General features: G+C 60.3%; 17 protein-coding genes. 12 read left to right on the top strand and 5 right to left on the bottom strand.

Annotated elements, in window-relative coordinates:
• Nucleotides 1-67: 67 nt before the first annotated feature.
• Complete coding sequence (locus tag L1071_RS14605) at nucleotides 68-985, bottom strand: LysR substrate-binding domain-containing protein (protein WP_246976284.1); 918 nt, start codon at nucleotides 983-985, stop codon at nucleotides 68-70.
• 126 nt (nucleotides 986-1,111) lie between these two features.
• Here L1071_RS14605 and L1071_RS14600 point away from each other — a divergent pair, with 126 nt between their 5' ends.
• Nucleotides 1,112-2,182, top strand: coding sequence for a tartrate dehydrogenase (locus tag L1071_RS14600; protein ID WP_246976281.1), 1,071 nt, complete (start codon nucleotides 1,112-1,114; stop codon nucleotides 2,180-2,182).
• A gap of 40 nt (nucleotides 2,183-2,222) precedes the next feature.
• Here L1071_RS14600 and L1071_RS14595 read toward each other — a convergent pair whose 3' ends face one another.
• Nucleotides 2,223-3,254, bottom strand: a complete 1,032-nt coding sequence (locus L1071_RS14595; protein ID WP_246976278.1) for a permease — start codon at nucleotides 3,252-3,254, stop codon at nucleotides 2,223-2,225.
• A 116-nt stretch (nucleotides 3,255-3,370) separates the two neighbouring features.
• On the opposite strand from L1071_RS14595, the gene L1071_RS14590 reads away from it, so the two are divergent.
• The 3 genes from L1071_RS14590 (at nucleotide 3,371) to L1071_RS14580 (ending at nucleotide 5,476) form a co-directional block, all read left to right on the top strand.
• Nucleotides 3,371-3,685 (top strand): ArsR/SmtB family transcription factor, encoded by a 315-nt coding sequence (locus L1071_RS14590; protein ID WP_246976275.1) that lies wholly within the window; start codon nucleotides 3,371-3,373, stop codon nucleotides 3,683-3,685.
• A 66-nt stretch (nucleotides 3,686-3,751) separates the two neighbouring features.
• Nucleotides 3,752-4,942: an MFS transporter gene (locus L1071_RS14585; protein ID WP_246976272.1), complete on the top strand. Its 1,191-nt coding sequence runs from the start codon at nucleotides 3,752-3,754 to the stop codon at nucleotides 4,940-4,942.
• A 96-nt stretch (nucleotides 4,943-5,038) separates the two neighbouring features.
• Nucleotides 5,039-5,476 (top strand): hemerythrin domain-containing protein, encoded by a 438-nt coding sequence (locus tag L1071_RS14580; RefSeq protein WP_246976269.1) that lies wholly within the window; start codon nucleotides 5,039-5,041, stop codon nucleotides 5,474-5,476.
• Nucleotides 5,477-5,602: 126 nt separating this feature from the next.
• On the opposite strand, the gene L1071_RS14575 is transcribed toward L1071_RS14580, so the two are convergent.
• On the bottom strand, nucleotides 5,603-7,237 hold the full coding sequence (locus tag L1071_RS14575) for a methyl-accepting chemotaxis protein (protein ID WP_246976266.1): 1,635 nt from the start codon (nucleotides 7,235-7,237) through the stop codon (nucleotides 5,603-5,605).
• Nucleotides 7,238-7,491: 254 nt separating this feature from the next.
• On the opposite strand from L1071_RS14575, the gene L1071_RS14570 reads away from it, so the two are divergent.
• Nucleotides 7,492-8,523, top strand: coding sequence for an SMP-30/gluconolactonase/LRE family protein (locus L1071_RS14570; RefSeq protein WP_246976263.1), 1,032 nt, complete (start codon nucleotides 7,492-7,494; stop codon nucleotides 8,521-8,523).
• Nucleotides 8,524-8,610: 87 nt separating this feature from the next.
• Here the strand turns inward: L1071_RS14570 and L1071_RS14565 are convergent, their stop codons facing one another.
• The gene (locus tag L1071_RS14565; protein WP_246976260.1) at nucleotides 8,611-9,921 is read right to left on the bottom strand and encodes a carbohydrate porin; all 1,311 of its coding nucleotides are present in this window, start codon (nucleotides 9,919-9,921) and stop codon (nucleotides 8,611-8,613) included.
• A 427-nt stretch (nucleotides 9,922-10,348) separates the two neighbouring features.
• Here L1071_RS14565 and L1071_RS14560 point away from each other — a divergent pair, with 427 nt between their 5' ends.
• The 6 genes from L1071_RS14560 to L1071_RS14535 all read left to right on the top strand — a co-directional run bounded on the left by L1071_RS14560 (nucleotide 10,349) and on the right by L1071_RS14535 (nucleotide 15,827).
• Nucleotides 10,349-11,350 (top strand): succinylglutamate desuccinylase, encoded by a 1,002-nt coding sequence (locus tag L1071_RS14560; RefSeq protein ID WP_246976256.1) that lies wholly within the window; start codon nucleotides 10,349-10,351, stop codon nucleotides 11,348-11,350.
• Between the two features lie 248 nt (nucleotides 11,351-11,598).
• Nucleotides 11,599-12,369: an ABC transporter ATP-binding protein gene (locus L1071_RS14555; protein WP_246976253.1), complete on the top strand. Its 771-nt coding sequence runs from the start codon at nucleotides 11,599-11,601 to the stop codon at nucleotides 12,367-12,369.
• A gap of 22 nt (nucleotides 12,370-12,391) precedes the next feature.
• Nucleotides 12,392-13,108, top strand: a complete 717-nt coding sequence (locus L1071_RS14550; RefSeq protein WP_246976250.1) for an ABC transporter permease — start codon at nucleotides 12,392-12,394, stop codon at nucleotides 13,106-13,108.
• Nucleotides 13,096-13,827 carry an ABC transporter permease gene (locus L1071_RS14545; protein ID WP_246899989.1) on the top strand — a complete coding sequence of 244 codons (732 nt, stop codon included), beginning with the start codon at nucleotides 13,096-13,098 and terminating at the stop codon, nucleotides 13,825-13,827. The genes L1071_RS14550 and L1071_RS14545 overlap by 13 nt, the downstream gene beginning before the upstream one ends.
• A gap of 38 nt (nucleotides 13,828-13,865) precedes the next feature.
• Nucleotides 13,866-14,660, top strand: a complete 795-nt coding sequence (locus L1071_RS14540) for a transporter substrate-binding domain-containing protein (RefSeq protein WP_246976247.1) — start codon at nucleotides 13,866-13,868, stop codon at nucleotides 14,658-14,660.
• Nucleotides 14,661-14,708: 48 nt separating this feature from the next.
• Nucleotides 14,709-15,827: a succinylglutamate desuccinylase/aspartoacylase family protein gene (locus tag L1071_RS14535; RefSeq protein ID WP_246976244.1), complete on the top strand. Its 1,119-nt coding sequence runs from the start codon at nucleotides 14,709-14,711 to the stop codon at nucleotides 15,825-15,827.
• A 78-nt stretch (nucleotides 15,828-15,905) separates the two neighbouring features.
• On the opposite strand, the gene L1071_RS14530 is transcribed toward L1071_RS14535, so the two are convergent.
• Nucleotides 15,906-16,451, bottom strand: a complete 546-nt coding sequence (locus L1071_RS14530; protein WP_246976241.1) for a bactofilin family protein — start codon at nucleotides 16,449-16,451, stop codon at nucleotides 15,906-15,908.
• Between the two features lie 169 nt (nucleotides 16,452-16,620).
• Here L1071_RS14530 and L1071_RS14525 point away from each other — a divergent pair, with 169 nt between their 5' ends.
• Nucleotides 16,621-17,196, top strand: coding sequence for a bactofilin family protein (locus tag L1071_RS14525; protein ID WP_246976238.1), 576 nt, complete (start codon nucleotides 16,621-16,623; stop codon nucleotides 17,194-17,196).
• The last annotated feature ends 387 nt before the right edge of the window (nucleotides 17,197-17,583 follow it).

Here is a 17,583-nt window from a genome sequence, read left to right as displayed (position 1 = left end):
CGGACCTGGCCCGCCGCAAGGCGGCACATCATAGCAGATAGCATGGCACCAAAGGCCACAGGGGGCGTTAATATGATGCCTCGGGCAACTCGGGCACGCGTCCCCGCATGCCATCCTGCAGATGTTCGACAAATGCCCTCAGGCGCGCACCGGCATGGCGACGCGGCTCATGCACGGCATAGAAATCCGCGCGTAAGCCCTGCCATTCCGGCAACAAGGGCACGAGTTCACCTTGCGACAAGGCAGCGTGCACATCCCACCACGAACGCAGCAGAACCCCCGCCCCTTCCCGCGCCAGGCAGGTGACCACTTCGCCATCGTTGCTGGCCAAGTGGTCACCGACTCGTACCGAGCGCACCTCACTCTGGCGTTCGAAGCGCCACAGCGCGAAGTCGCTGTCGTTTTCGCGTATGACCAGGCAGGTATGCCGCGCCAGGTCTTCCGGCCTTTGTAAGGGCGGCGCTCGCCGCAAGTAGTCAGGCGAGGCGCAGAGGATACGGCGGTTGGCGAGAACCGGATGCGCCACCAGATGCGCATCGGGCGGCTCGCCGACGCGAATACCGAGATCGAAGCCATGATCGGCGAGGCTCAAGGGGAAGTTGGTCAACTCCAGCCAGATATCCACACCCGGATGAAGTGCGGTAAAGGTCGCGATCAACGGCGCCACATGCCGCCGCCCGAAGCCAAAGGTGGCATTGATGCGCAGACGTCCGGACAGATCGCCGCGGCGGTCACGCAATTCGCTTTCTAGCTCGCCAAGGTCGGAGAGAATCGTCGCCCCACGCGCCAGATAACGTTCCCCTTCAGCGGTCAGGGTCAATCGCCGCGTGGTGCGTGTGGCAAGCGACACATCGAGTCGCGCTTCCAATTGCATGAGGCGCTTGCTCACCGCCGACAGCGACAGGCCGAGCTCACGCGAGGCACCGGTCAAGCTCCCAGAACGCGCCACCTGCTGAAAGAAGGCCAGATCGTCGAGCGGCGTCACGTCATTCTCCACTTTTATTCAAGAGTAGCTTGCATTATAGCCTGATTATCATCGCGCTGCCGCGCGCTAGACTCAAGGGACGCACCAAAGACGTACCGTCTCACCCGATTATTCAAGGAGCCTTTCATGAGCACACACAACATCGCCGTCATTCCCGGTGACGGCATCGGCACCGAAGTCACGCCGGAAGGCGTCCGCGCGCTGCAGGCCGCGGCGCAGCGCTTCGACATCGACCTCACCTTCGAAGACTTCGACTTCGCTAGCTGCGACTATTATCTCACCCACGGCCAGATGCTGCCGGACGATTGGAAAACCACGCTGTCCCGCTTCGACGCCATCTTCTTCGGCGCCGTGGGCTGGCCCGAAAAGGTGCCCGATCACATCTCGCTATGGGGCTCGCTGCTGCAGTTTCGGCGTGAGTTCGATCAGTACATCAACCTGCGCCCCTGCAAGCTGATGCCGGGTATCAAGAGTCCTCTGGCCGATCGCCAGCCCGGCGACATCGACTTTTACGTGGTCCGCGAGAATACCGAAGGCGAGTATTCGAGCATCGGCGGCAAGATCTTCGAGGGCACCGAGCGCGAAACGGTAATGCAGGAAACCGTGATGACCCGCACCGGCGTCGACCGCGTGCTCAAGTACGCCTTCGAGCTGGCCAAAAAGCGCCCGCGCGGTAAGCTCACCTCAGCCACCAAGTCCAACGGCATCTCGATCACCATGCCCTACTGGGACGAACGCGTGAAAGCCATGCACGCGTCCTACCCGGAGATCGACGTGGATCAATTCCACATCGACATCCTCACCGCCAATTTCGTGCTCCACCCCGACTGGTTCGACGTGGTCGTTGCCAGCAACCTGTTCGGCGACATCCTCTCCGACCTGGGCCCTGCATGCACCGGCACCATCGGTGTCGCGCCCTCGGCCAATATCAACCCCGAAGGCGCCTTCCCCAGCCTCTTCGAACCGGTCCACGGCAGTGCGCCGGATATCGCCGGCCAAGGCATCGCCAACCCCATCGGCCAGATCTGGTGCGGCGCCATGATGCTCGATCACCTGGGTCACGAAGATGCCGGCAAGGCCATGCTCGACGCCATCGAGTCGGTACTCGCCAAGGCCGACCCCAGCGTGCTGACGCCCGACCTCAAGGGGCAAGGCACGACGCGGGACCTGGCCCAGGCCATCATCGAGGCGATCTAAAGAAACGTAACTGGATTAAAGGTCGGCTTGTGGAATTCATTCAGAAAAACAGGAAGGTGACGTAGCCTGCAATCATCGCCATCGCAAAGATGATAGCCACAAAAGCCGCCAAAAGTTTGAGTGTAAACAGTGAGCGCAGCAGGATCAGCTCGGTCAGGCTGGCACCGGCACTCCCGATGATCAACGCCAACACGGTGCCGGCGCCCACTCCTTTGGCCATTAACGCTGCTGCCAGCGGTATCACCGCCTCGGCACGTATATACAGCGGCACACCGATGACAGCAGCAACCGGAATGGCGAAGGGATTGTCCGGGCCGGCATACTGTTCCAGAAGGCCCGTGGGCATATAGCCATAGATCAAACTGCCAATGGCAATACCGATGAGCAGATATGGCAGAACGTCCACGAAATCCGACCAGGCTTCCCGCCACAAACCGCTGTATTTGCCTTTACTTGCCGCAGGTGCAGAGGGCTGCGCGGCGCAGCACCCATCGGACGGAGCACTCGTTGTTCCATCAGTGCCGCAGGAAGCCTCCGCCGGATTACTGCCACATCGCCTGATGTCGCTACTTGATACAGCCGGATTGGCGTTGCAGCTACTTCCGGAGGCTCCACATCCCCTCGTCTGTTGGTCTGTCTCACGGCGGATATAACGTTCAAACCCTAGCGTTTGCAGTAACCATCCGGCGCCGAGTGACACCACGAGCGCCGCGAGCACGTAGATAGCGGTGAGAGTCAACCCGAAGGTAGCAACCAATAAGGCGACGATGATGGGGTTCAGTAAAGGAGAGGCGAATAGAAACACCATCATTGGCCCAAATCCGGCACGTGCACGAATCAAGCCTTTCAGCATGGGGATGGTCGAACAGCTGCAAAAGGGCGTGATTGCGCCTAGCCCCGCCGCCAGCAAATAGCCTGTGCGTCGGTTGGAACTCATTAAAGCTTCTATCTTGGATTGCGGGATATGACGTTGAAGAACGCCGACCAGCAGGCTGATACCAATGAACAAGACCGATAGTTCGATGGCGAGAAAGGCAAACATGCCTAGCGCGTCTTGCAGTTGAGATGACATCTTATACTCCTATATTTCTAGTTTAGTCGAAATAATATTGATCAGGTTAGGTTGCCGCTCTCGGCCATGTCAACTAATATTCTAGAAATATAGAATCGTTAATTACGAGGATGATCATGGATCATGAAAGGGTTGCAGCCAGCCTGGCTGAACTAGGAAATAGTCATCGACTGTCAGTGTTTCGCTTCCTGGTCAAGGCTGGCTATGGCGGGGCTTCCGTCGGGGAGATCCAGAAAGCCTTGGGCATTCCGGCGTCAACGCTTTCGCATCACCTGGCACGCATGGCCAAGGTAGGCCTGATCCGGCAGGAGAAGCATAGCCGTACCATTGTCTGCATACCTGAATATCAACACCTGGAAAATGTGATCGACTTCTTGCGGGAAGAATGTTGCGAAGGCATCGCGCCCAACCCTACGGCGAAAGCGCAATAGCGGCTCTATGCGACGTTGCGTTACCCGATACCCACCATCGCTTTTGATCAGCCACCATCCAAAACAATGCTCAATACGAAATTAGCGAAAACGCCACTCGCGGTGATCGTGATCTCCCAGCTGTTCGGGACTTCATTGTGGTTCAGCGTCAATGGGGTAGGCCCCGCACTGGTCAACGCCGTTGACCTCAGCGATACCGATCTAGGGCTACTGACCATGGCGGTACAGGCCGGATTCGTCGTCGGGACGCTGCTGATCGCCATCACCGGCCTGGCGGACCGTGTCCGCGCCAGCCGACTGTTCGCCATGGCCGCGATTGCCGGGGCCGCCATCAATGCCGGGTTCATTCTCGTGGCAGGCGACCCATACGCCGGAGCACTGGCGCGCTTTCTCACCGGCCTTTGCCTGGCCGGTATTTATCCGCTGGGCATGAAGTTAGTGGTCAGCTGGACGCCGCGCTATGCAGGCGCGGCCTTGGGCTGGCTGGTGGGCATGCTGACCCTGGGCACCGCCCTGCCGCATCTGTTGCGCGGTGCAACCTTCAACCTGCCCTGGCAATGGCCGCTGCTGCTGGCCTCAGGCCTGGCCCTGATAGCCGCCTTGCTTATCTACACTCTGGGCGATGGCCCACAACTGCCGCGGCCCACCACGTCGAGCCGCCCCTGGGCGGGTCTGGCGGCATTCCGCCAGATTAACTTTCGCGCGTCGACCTTTGCCTACTTCGGCCACTGTTGGGAGCTATATGCCTTCTGGACACTGACGCCCTTTATGGTCAGCCGTGAGATAGCGCGACTGGGCGGGCATTCCGCTTGGCTACCCTGGCTGGCCTTTCTTGTTATCGGCTTAGGGTTGCCCGGTTGTGTGTTGGGCGGTCGCATCAGCCGTCGGGTCGGCAGTTTCAACGTGGCGCGCAGCGCGCTAGCGATCTCCGGCACCCTGTGCCTGTTCTATCCGCTACTCGGCGACGCCTCGCCGATCATCCTGCTGGCACTGCTGGCGCTATGGGGCATGGCCGTGATCGCCGACTCGCCCCAGTTCTCCGCCCTGGCCTCGGCCACCGCGCCGCGTGAACGACTGGGCGCGGCGCTGGCCATCATGAACGCCATCGGGTTTGCCGTGACGATTCCGGCAATTGCTCTCACGACCCACTTCTGGGCGCAACAGGAACTGCATGTCATCTGGTGGCTACTGCCCGGGCCGGCACTGGGCCTACTGGCCCTGCACCGCATGAATCGACGCACGTTGCGAGAAATATAACGCGATGAGTGCACACACCCGGCGCGTCGCTTAAGGTAGGTGACACGTGGCGCGACAAGCCACGGCCAAGACCGTGAACGATCTAGGGAGAGGATCATGACGATATTCGAAGCACTGCGCGAAAGCCACGACAGGCAGCGCACCTTGCTCGATCTGCTGGTCAAGACGCACGGCGACAGCGATGGCCGCGATGAGCTGTTCAAGCGTGTGCGCGCCGAGCTGGAACATCATGCGGGGGCGGAAGAGCGCGCGCTCTACATACCCATGATGGAACACGACATGACGCAGGAAAAAGCCCGTCATAGCGTGGCCGAGCATCACGAGATCGACGAGTTGATCGAGACCCTGCAACAGACCGATTACAGCTCACCGGGCTGGCTAGCAACGGCGCGCCAGCTGCAGGAGATGGTCACCCATCATCTCGACGAGGAAGAGCAGGAAGTCTTCCAGTTGGCCGGGCGCGTCTTCGACGACGCGACCAAGCAGTCGCTGGCCGACACCTATCAGGAAGAGATGCAACGCCTGGCGTCTTGAAGTGTGAGACTGGAAGCAAGCAACCGTGAGCCGCGCCATAACGCGAATGCCCGGCGAGAATATTCTCGCCGGGCATTCGTGTCTTTCGCCATCGCCGGTCGCGAGGCGAACCTTACAGGACCGGTTTCAGTGCTCCGATGATACGCGGAAGCGCACCACGGCCTGATAAAGATCGCCAGCTTGCGTTTCGAGCGAACCGGCAGCGCCAGCGGCCTGCTGTACCAGGGCCGCGTTTTGCTGGGTGACCTGATCCATCTGCGCGACGGCCTGGTTGACCTGTTCGATCCCCGAGGACTGCTCCTGCGAGGCGGCGGAAATCTCGGCCATCAAGTCGCTGACACGCTGGGCACCCTCGCGGATCTCGCCCATGGCGCTATCGGCCTGATCGACGAGTTCGGCGCCGGCGTTGACATGCCCCACCGAGCCTTCGATCAGTGACTTGATATCGCGCGCCGCGTCCGCGCTGCGACTGGCCAGATTGCGCACTTCGCTGGCGACCACCGCGAAACCACGGCCCTGCTCGCCGGCTCGCGCCGCTTCCACCGAGGCGTTGAGCGCCAGCAGATTGGTCTGGAAGGCGATGTCATCGATCATCGAGATGATATCGGCCACCTTGCGGGAGCTGCTGCGAATCTCGCCCATGGTGCTCACGACCTGGGAAATCACTTCCTGACCATGCGCCACTGACGCCGTCGTGGCATCCGAGACCTTATTGGCTTGATCGGCGTTTTCCGCGTTCTGCCGCACGGTGGCCGTCAACTCTTCCATGCTCGACGCGGTCTGTGCCAGTGACGCCGCCTGCTCCTCGGTCCGGGCGGACAGATCGTTGTTACCCGTGGCGATCTCTCGCGAGCCCCGATCGATGGCTTCCCCGGATTCCCGAATACGCGCGATCGTCTTGCTCAGTTCGAGACGCATGCGTTCGATGGCATACATCAGACTGTGCGTATCGCCTTCACGCAACGCGGTGGGCGTGGTCAGATCGCCTTCGGCAATACGCCCCACAACACGCGCGGCTTCATCCGGCTCGCCGCCCAGGCTGCGATACACATTGCGAATCACCAACAAGAAAGCCGCCGTCAGGAGACCGCCTGCCACCAGCAAGACCAGCGCGTACTGCCAGAGCTTGTCGATGAAAGCCGACTGAATGTCGTTGGTGTAGACACCCGCCGCCATGTTCCAGCCCCAGGGCTCGAAGCGCTCGACGTAGCTAAGCTTGGGAAAGAGCGCATCGCTGTTGGCATCGCGCGAGGAATACGGCAGATAGCCGCCGTCCTCTTGGCCGAGCGAGGCCAGATCGCGATATACCGCCACCCCGTTGGGATCCTCATAGTCCGCCATGCTCGTGCCCGCGTCACGACGCGGGTGATAGACGAGATCCGCATCGGCATCGAAGACGAACACATAATTGTCACGATCGGCACCAAAGCGCATCGCGTCGAGATCCTCGGTGGCCCGCGCCTTGGCCTCATCTACGCTCAAGTCGCCCGACTCGACTCGCTCGGCATACCCCTCCAGCAGGGTATGCACCATACCGATGGTGTTGGAAAGCGCCGCCTGACGCTCATCGAACATCACATTCCGGCTCTGCCACGCCATGCTGACCACGATAGCGATCATCACCAGCCACATCAGCGCCAGCGTCAGCCACAACTTGCGCTTGAGTGTCCACTGCGTACGTGTCGTCGCCGCATGAGCACCGTGCGATAAAACCGGCGCCGACGGGTCGCCCGCGTGAGCGACCACGCTCGAATTAGCCATTAACCCCCCCTTGACCCTTATTGCGTATGCAAAATCGATGACAAAGGGGTTATCGGCCATTCGCGGCAATTCTTGATAGGCACGATTCACGATGAGTGCCCACTTTTTACCGAAGGACTCACCCGAAGGACTCGCCGGCCACGTCTCGGCCATTAGTCGAATAAGTTCAACATACGCGTACATTAGTTCTACATTTAAAAAGCCAGGGAGGCCGTCACACATCACAATCAACGAATTCAAAGGATCTTCACGCCATGCAGATGGGACGTCGCCAATTTCTCACCACTTCCAGCGCTCTTGCCGCCACGGCCACGTTTGCGCCGACGCTATTGGCACAAACCACAGGGGCCGGCACGCCACAGCGTTATCCTGACAAGACTTGGGAAGTGCTCGATGATCGTTTCAAGCCTTATTACGTCTTCAACACGCCGCTCGAGCGACAATGGACCGGGGGCTTATGGCTCGAAGGCCCCGCCTGGAACGCCGTGGGCCGCTACGCCGTGTTCAGTGACATCCCCCGCGCCCGGCAGATGCGCTGGGATGAAGCCAGCGGTGAGGTCAGCGTGCTACGTGAAGGCGTCGGCCACTCCAACGGCAACACCTTCGACCGCTGGGGGCGGCTGATAGCATGTGAGCACTCACCCGCACGCGTAGTGCGCTATGAGTGGGACGGCAGCGTCACGACTCTGGCCGACCAGTTCCAGGGCAAGCGCTTCAATGCCCCCAACGATTTGGTCGCCCTGGATAACGGCGGCATTCTATTCACCGACCCCGGCTACGGCGCGCACGTGGATTATGAAGGCCACAAGCGCGAACTCGAGCTCGACCCGGCGATCTACTACATCGACGACGACCTCGACGAGCCACGCTTATTTTCCGATGAGCTCTACAAACCCAACGGCATTGCGCTGAGCGCCGACAAGCGCACGCTCTACGCCAGCGATACCGCGCCGTCGCACTATCCCGACCAGCCGGCCACGATTTCGCGTTGGCGCCTGTCAGAAGACGGCACCACGCAAGGCGATCGTGAAACGGTGATTTCGAACAAGGACGAAGGCTATGACGGCATCAAGCTAGACCAGGACGGCAATATCTGGGCCGGCGTGTCGGGCGGAGAAGGCAAGGACGGTGTTTCGGTTTTTACTCCCGACGGCGAGCGCCTGGCGCGCATTCTGCTTCCGGAAGTCTGCGCCAATCTGTGCTTCGTGGGCGAGGACCGCAACCGCTTGCTGATGACGGCCAGCCAGTCGATCTACACCCTCTATACGGGTGCTCGCGGCGCCTGAGCAGCGTCTCCAAAATCTGCCCGGTTTCCCTCATGAAACCGGGCATTTCGTGTTATCCGGCAACGCGCGATAAGCTCAAAGAGGATCTCAGAAACTCGCCTTGATCGTAGTGCCGGCAACCCAGGCGTTGTCGACCGAATCCACCGCCGACGGATTGACCACGTACTGCAGGTTGGGACGCAGCGCCAAGTAGTCGGTCAGGTTGAAGCTGTAGTAGACCTCGGCGTCGTACTCGTGGCCCTGGCGTGGCAGCGGCGAGGATAAACCGACCGGTGTGGCGTTGTAGTAGTCGACGTAATCGTTGACGTCGTCATTGACGTGGAGATACGCCAGACCGATGCCGGCGTCGTCCTGCGGACGCGCAGCGAATGGCCCTTCGTAGGTCGCACCAATCGAAACGTAACGATCGATACCCGCCGTATCGCCGTGGTTGGCATTGCCCATGCTGAACAGCGTCAGCCCGCGATCGGGATTGCCGCCGCGTGTCGTCACCTGCTGCTGAACCACGTAATAGAGCCCAGTATTGGTGTCGCTGGTATCCGTTGCCGGGCCAGCGCCATAGGCGCGATTCTCGACATTCTGTGTGTAGAAGCCCAGCTTGTAGGCGCCGTCCATGCCATTCAACGTCGGGGTATATCCTAGCTCCACCGGGAAAAGCGTGCCTTCGGTGCCACTGGTGCGCAGATCGAAGCCGTTGTCGTTCTCCAGATTGCTGTCATTGATATTGAAAGCCCCCAACTGGGCATACCAATCGGACGCGAAGTTGGTACGGATCACCGCCGCCCACTGCGAGATCGGCCAGTTATAGATATTGTTGCCCCAGTTGCCCGGCTGCGCCCCGCCGAACGCCAGGTTCTGGAAGTTGCTGTCGATGGTGGCGAAGTCATCGCCGAAGGGAATCCGCCCCAGTTTGATCGACAAGGCATCGTCGAAGAACCGCTGGCGGTACCAGAACTGCGTCAGTCGCGTGACCGGCCCGCGCCCCTGCACTTCCTGCACATTGGAACCCCCGACCGTCGCGTCCGGGTCGCTGAGCCGGTCGTTGGCCGTATGGCCATTGCGATTGACCATCGTCACCTGGAACTCGGCGTCCGGAATGCCGGCCAGCTTGTCGAGGTCGAAGTTGGCCCCGACGGCGAACTGATCGGAGTACTTGGTCACGTGGCTGTCGCGGTAACCGCCGTCGAGAATGGAGGCGGCTTCACCGACGTAGTCAAAGCTGAAGGCAACGCCGGCATCTTCCAGCGCCGTGCGCTCTCCTCCCCAATCACCGAACATATAGGGGGAATCCGGCGCGAAGGCCGAGTAGGCATTGGCCGTGCCGGCGATCAGGAAACTGCCGATGATGACGAGCGGCGCGCCACCTGCGTGAAGTCTGCCGAACGTGCTCAAGGTCATGATGTACCCATCCTCTTTTATTTAGCGTGTTATCAATAGCAGGATAATAATATGCCCAAACACCGCTTCACGAAAGCCTCGCTTGCTCCAGCCGCCTGTCTGCTCCAGACATCGTCGATTATCGCCAGCGACCTGGTTTTCATCATGAGACCGGGCATTTTCATTACGCCGACCTCCCCTCTTGTGGTCGTGCGAACGGCTCGTAATGTAGAGCCATCAACGGTACTAATGCCGTATTAGCAATACTTGCAGCCACGACTCGTCCGCTCACGACGCTTGCAACGGCACGAAGCTTGAAACGGGGCGGGCCTCGCAATAACGCGTACCTCACAACAACATAAGAGGCGCACGACATGACCAACCAGGAATTCTTCGTTCCCTACGAATCCACCGATGTGCGCGGCGAGCGCTCCGCGGGGCGTTGAACATGCTCGACGAGTGGCTCGCCTCGAGTCTCGACGCTGACTCCGTCGAGCCGCGCGAAGGACGCGAAGGGCCCGAAGGAAAAGTCCCCGGCGGGCGTTATCGCCTGCACGCGCCCGGCGTGCTCGAACTGCTTCCCGATGAGCTCGCCCCCGAGGCACAGGCATGCGTCGTCTCGGCGGGCATCCACGGCAACGAGACCGCGCCCATCGAGCTCGTCGGCGCGTGGCTGGCGCGTCTCGAGGCCGGCCAGCTCAGGCTCGGCGCGCCGGTGCTGGTGATCCTCGGCAACCTCGAGGCGATTCGACAAGGCGTGCGTTTTTGCACCACCAACCTCAATCGCCTGTTCCAGCGAGACCTGGACCTGGAAGGCGACGAGCCCGACCGCGCCCGCGAGCTGATGGCCGTCGTCGACGCCTTCTTCGCACGCCATGCCCTGCCCCACGTGCACTACGACATGCACACCGCGATTCGCGACAGCCGCTACCCGCGCTTCGCCGTCGAGCCCTTCGCCGACGCCAAGACCGATCCCGCGCAATGGCATGGGCTGGCCGCCGCCGGCATGCAGGCGGCCTTGCATCAGCATCGCCACAGCTGGACCTTCTCGCATTATTCCAAGCATTATCACGCGGCGCAGGCGTTCACGCTGGAGCTCGGCAAGGTGCGCCCCTTCGGAGAGAACGACCTCGACGCGCTGTCCGGGATGCGCACACTGCTCGAGGCATTGCTCGAGGGCCGTCAGACACCCTCGGGGAATCTCGAAGAGGTGCGTTTCTTCCGCGTCGTCACCGAGCTGATGCGTCAGTCGCAGGACTTCGCGCTGTGCTTCTCCGAGGAAACGCCCAACTTCACCGAGTTCGCCGTGGGCACCCGGCTGGCGCATGATGGCCAAGCCGGCGACACCGTCGTCGAAGAGGCGCCGGTGGCGGTGGTGTTCCCCAATGCTCAGGTGGAACTCGGCGCGCGCGCGGCGCTGCTGGTACGTGCGTGCCCACCACCGAAATGACGCTCTTGCATTTCCGCACAACACTCAATGACAACAACGACAGGACGACCTTCATGCACAAGACGACGCATCCATGCGACAAACGTCGTATCATCGGCCGCCAAATCGAGCCTGCTCGGTCGCCCGCGGCCTGCTAGAATCGCTCCCTTTTCGCGCTAGCCGCCCCAGGTCACCACACCGCGCTCCCTGGCTTCTTCATCGCCGCCCGGTGTGCCGACCGTGACTTACCGCCACGTTTGGAGCTTTTCATGGCTGATACGCCCATTCCCCTCGAAGTGCGAGACATCACCAAGCGCTTCGGTGACACCGAAGTCCTCAAAGGGCTCTCTCTCAAGGCCCACAAGGGTGATGTCATCACCTTGATCGGCGCCTCCGGCTCCGGCAAGAGTACCTTTCTGCGCTGCATGAACCTGCTCGAACAACCCAATGAAGGCGAGCTGATCGTGCATGGTGAAAACATCGCCTTCAAAACCACTCGGCATGGCCGCGAGCCCGTCGACTGGAAGCAGGTCGAGCGCATTCGCGCCAAGCTCTCGATGGTGTTCCAGAGCTTCAATCTCTGGGCCCACATGACGCTGCTGGAAAACGTCATCGAAGCGCCCATCCACGTGCTCGGCAAGTCGAAGCGAGACGCCATCGAACACGCGCGCCAACTCCTCGACCGCGTGGGGCTGCTCGATCACGCCGACTACTATCCGGCGCAGATGTCCGGCGGCCAGCAGCAACGCGGCGCCATCGCCCGCGCCTTGGCCATGGACCCGGAAGTGATGCTGTTCGACGAGCCGACCTCGGCACTCGACCCCGAACTCGTCGGCGACGTGCTCAAGGTCATGCGCGATCTCGCCGAAGAGGGCCGCACCATGATCGTGGTGACCCACGAGATGAGCTTCGCCCGCGACGTCTCCTCGCAAGTGATCTACCTGCATCAGGGCATGGTCGAGGAAGTCGGTCCGCCGAAGGAGGTCCTCGACAATCCACAGTCGGATCGCCTCAAGCAGTTCCTGGCGCCTAAGCACTGACGCCCCGACGGGAGAAAAACGCATGATCGACCTGCAGGGCTACGGCCCCCGGCTTCTCGAAGGCGCGCTGGTCACCGTGGAAGTCGCTTTGCTGTCGTTGCTGCTGGCCTTGATCCTGGGCCTGCTCACCGCCAGCGCCAAGCTGTCTCGCCACTGGCTGTTCCATCGCATCGCCACGCTCTACACCACGCTCATTCGCGGGGTGCCCGATCTCGTCTTGATGATGCTGCTGTTCTTCGGCGGCCAGATAGGCGTCAACATGTTCACCGACTGGCTCTACTACCAGTTCGATGTGGATATCTTCATCAACATCAACGAGTTCATCGCCGGCGTCGTGACTATCGGCTTCATCTTCGGCGCCTACATGGGCGAGACGTTTCGTGGTGCCTTTCTCGCGGTGGAAAACGGACAGATCGAAGCCGGACGTGCCTACGGGATGTCCAGCCGGCTCATTTTCCGGCGTATTCAGTTTCCGCAGATGATGCGTCACGCCCTTCCCGGGCTGGGCAATAACTGGATGGTACTGCTCAAGACCACCGCCCTGGTCTCGGTGATCGGCCTTTCCGACATGGTGCGTATCGCCGCCGAAGCGACCAAGGCCACGCACGAACCGTTCCTGTTCATGATTCCGGTGGCGATAATCTACCTGTTGATCGCCAGTGTCTCGGAATGGATCGTCGCGCGGCTGCAAAAACACTATAACGTCGGTTTCGGGGAGGCAGACGAATGGAACAACTAAACGCCTGGTTCACCGAGCTACTTGCGGACAACAGTATCTTCACGGCCGACACCCTGGGCTACTACCTCGATGGGCTGGGCAGCACCGTGCGTCTGGTGTTCTTGTCCCTCATCATCGGCTTGATGCTGGCGGTGCCACTGGCCATTGCGCGCGGCTCGCGGCGCAAGTGGATCAAGTGGCCCATCTTCCTCTACACCTATGTGTTTCGTGGCACGCCGCTGTTGATCCAGCTATACCTGATCTATTACGGCGTGGTGTTCATCGAGGGCATTCAGGACACCTTCCTCTGGGCGGTCCTCCAGGACGCCTTCTATCCGGCGTTGATCGCCTTCACGCTCAACACCGCCGCCTATACCACCGAGATCTTCCACGGCGCGATCAAGGCCACACCGCGTGGCGAGATCGAAGCGGCACGCGCCTATGGCATGTCACGCGCGCGAATGATGCGGCGCATCATCATGCCCAGCGCCTTCCGGCGTGCCCTGCCGGCCTACGGTAACGAGGTAATCTTCATGCTCCACGCCAGCGCCATCGCCAGCGTGGTCACGATCATGGACCTCACCGGGGCGGCGCGATTCGTCTATGCACGCTTCTACGCGCCCTTCGACGCCTTCCTCTTCGTGGCGGCGATTTACCTGTGCCTGACCTTCGCCATCCTGTATCTCTTCCGCTATCTGGAAAAGAAACTCCTGGCGCATCTCAAACCGATTAATGGGTGACATCCGGCGTGCCGAACAATATTCCAATGAGGTTTACCATGAAAAAGCTCCTGGCGCTGACCCTACTGGGCGTAGTCATCACGACCGCCACCGCTCAGGCACGCGATACCGACGAAGTACGTCTGGCCATCGACGTGCCCTACGAACCGTTCGTCTACCGCACCGCGGGCGGTGAGTTGGAAGGTTTCGAGATCGATCTCGGCAACGAACTGTGCAAGCGCGCCAATCTGGAGTGCACCTGGGTCGAGCAATCCTGGGATGGCATCATCCCCGGCCTGCTTTCGCGCAAGTACGACGCCATTCTCTCCTCGATGGCCATCACCCCCGAGCGTGAAAATCAGGTGCTGTTTTCGATCCCCTACTACAACACCCCCAGCGTCTGGATCACGCGCCGCGATCGCGACATCGACATCAACGACAAAGAAGCGCTTGAGGATCTATCCGTCGGCGTGCAGCGCGGCACCATCCGCGATAGCTATGTCACGCAGATGTACGGCGACACCCTCGATATCCGCCGCTATTCATCCTCTCAGGACGTTGCCAACGACCTGATCTCCGGGCGCCTGGATTTGTCCTTCGAGGACTATCCCCTCGCCGTGGATACCTTTCACTTCCAGGATGACGACAGCGACTTCAAGAAAATCGGTGAGAACATCAAAACGCCCACCTCGATCTTCGGCAAAGGCGCTGCCATGGCGTTTCGCAAACGCGACCGGGAACTGGCCGAGGAATTCAACCAGGCCATTCGCGACGTCTATGCCGACGGCACCTACGAAAAGCTGATGAAGCAATACTTCGACTACGACATCTCCCTGCCCGTCGGCAAACAATGACCGATTGCCGGCGGTAAAACGTACCGCCGGCCTTTACGAGGACACTTCATGCAGCATCGCACGCATCCCTTGTTGAGCCCGGTTCCCGGCACGCAGCGCAGCCTGGAGAGTTTTCACTTCGGCCCCGCCGAGGCGGAAAAGCGTGTCTACATCCAGGGTTCGCTGCATGCCGACGAGCTACCCGGCATGCTGGTCGCCTGGACACTCAAGCAGCGCCTGAAAGCGCTGGAAGAGGCCGGACAGCTCAAGGCCCACGTCATCGTCGTGCCGGTCGCCAACCCCATCGGGCTCGACCAGCAACTGATGGACATTCCACTGGGGCGCTACGACTTCGAAAGCGTGAGCAACTTCAACCGAGGCTATCGCGACGTCACCGACACTGTCGCCGAAGGGCTGGAAAGCGCGCTAACGCAGGATGCCGAGCACAACCGGGCCGAGATTCGTCGGCGCTTCATTGCCGCCCTCGATGCACAACCGGCCACCACGGCCTACGCGTCCCTGCACCTGACGCAGCAACGCCTGGCCTGCGACGCGGACTTCATCCTCGATTTGCACTGCGATTTCCACGCCGTCGAGCATCTCTATACCACCCCGGCGGCATGGCCCGACTTCGAGCCCCTGGCGCGTTATTTCGGCGCCAAGGCCAGCATGCTCGCCACCGACTCCGGCGGCGGCTCGTTCGACGAATGCTTCACCCTGGTCTGGGAGCAACTGCGCGAGCGCTTCGGCAACCGCTATCCCATTCCCTACGGCAGCCAGTCGATCACCCTCGAACTGCGCGGCCAGCAGGACGTCGCCCGCGACATCGCCGAACGCGATGCCGACGCGATTCTCGACTGGATGCGCTACCACGCCCTGATCGACGGCGAAGCGCCGCCGCTGCCCGCGCTGGCGTATCCCGCTACCGAGCTCGCCGCCATGGACTTCCTGCGCGCCCCAGCGGGCGGCGTCGTGGTCTTCCATCGCACGCCGGGAGAAGAAGTCAAAAGCGGCGACCTGATCGCCGAGATCATCGACCCCATCAGTGACGCCGTACACCCCGTGCGTGCCGAGCAAGACGGCATGTTCTACGCCCGTACCCAGCGCAGAATGGCCACCGCCGGGATGATCGTCGCCGACGTCGCCGGCCACCACGCCCACCGCAGCGGCTACCTGCTCGCGCCGTGAAATACGGCTACTCCACGAATGTATCGACAAGACGGCAACGTTGAGCGACGGCAGATATGTGCGGTTACAGATAGAGCATCATGTGACAGTCGATTGTAGCCAGGCTCCGCTTTCACATTTCAGGCGTTTTGCGTCAATGCTGCCGCTTACGCGTGCATTGGAGAGCACGATGGCTTGATCCGTGGCCACGAGCTGGCCGATGACACTTCCGGCAACGCAAACCGTACGCGCCTCGATACGCGGAGATACGCTGCCCGCTTCGTTAACCATGACAGAATGTTCCCAGGCCGTGACGTTGCCTACGACGGCGCCACTAATGACCAGCGTTTCATGAGCACTCACATCACCGTCAATACGCAGCGTCGAACCAATCAGGCTTCCGCCGGACGCGGACAAGCATTGGGGGGTCTCTGTCGGTGGAGACGTCGGTAAATCAACCTTGGCTGGATTTTGCGACTGACTCGGCAGATTGGAGGCTTCTTTGGAGGGAGATTGACGCTGTTGCAGACGCCAGGAAGTCGGCTGGGCTGCGGAGGTACGCTTTTTGATACGCCTCTTGCCGTCCAGCACAATGATGATGAGCGCTATCAAGCTCAAGACGAAAAATACATCCCCGCCCCCCATAATTGCCCCTTGGTCAGTATAGAATGTACGAGTATAGGCAGGTCTCTACACACTGAGAAAACACGACTAACAGGCCTTTTCGTCAGCTACTCATCCTTTTGATCTCGAGCCGACAAGGCAATATTTCCAGGTACCATTGTTTTTTCTCACGCGACTTGGACCTTCCCCTATGTTCAGCAAGCACAAACCCGACAGTGTTCCTGCCGACCATACGGTGCCGCCTCCCGCCTCACCCCAAAGCACCACCCAAGCGGACGTGCCACGAGATAAGACCGGGCGATCCGCTATCATCGGCGCCCAAACCAGCATTAAAGGTAACGTCATCGGTGAGGAAGAACTGGTTATCGATGGCCAAGTAGTGGGCACCGTAGAGTTCAAGCGCAATACGGTCAGCATTGGCAATGCCGGCCGCGTGGAAGGGGATATCTATGCCCAAACGCTACACGTAGCAGGGCATGTCGAAGGGCGACTGATCGCCTCTCACAAAATTTCTATCCATCATACGGCATATATCGTTGGCACCATCATCACCCCTTGCCTGGTGCTGGAAGACGGCGCCGTCTTCCAAGGCAGCATCGATATGGACGCCGAGAACGAAGTCCTGCTCTCCGCATTTGAAGGAGACGTTGGCAAGTCGACGCCTCATCACGCCCAGGACCAAGAAGACGCGGTGGATGATGTTGATAACGCCGACGCGACAACGCCGCCCGCTGAGGAAGATATATATCACGAGGATAAATCTTGAAACCTTGCCTCCGCGCAGCAACCGCCACCGACAACGGGTAGCCCAAGCTACCCGTTGCTTTTCGAGTAAGCTAATACTCACAAACTGACTCCTCAATAATCGGAATATTCGCCAAACCATGAACTGCATCGATAAGTGACGCCTTATCCGCTTTGCTGACAGACCTCATCCCGCCTAGTATGAATCTCTAAGGCCGCTTAGACGGCTCGAAAAATAACCACTACGCATGGGACTACCGCATCAACACAATATGCAGTGGCTTTAGCGATAGCGTGCCTGACCGACGGCTCCGCATCTCACCGCAACGCCAAATGGGTGATGAAAACCGGCAAAAGAAGCAGGCACACGAATTCTACATAACGCGCCGAATTATCCTTAAATTTATTT

The sequence above is a fragment of the Chromohalobacter sarecensis genome, assembly GCF_023061135.1.
Lineage (GTDB): Bacteria > Pseudomonadota > Gammaproteobacteria > Pseudomonadales > Halomonadaceae > Chromohalobacter > Chromohalobacter sarecensis.
The sequence above is the reverse complement of the archived record's forward strand: the minus strand, read 5'-3'. Positions and strand labels throughout refer to the sequence as shown.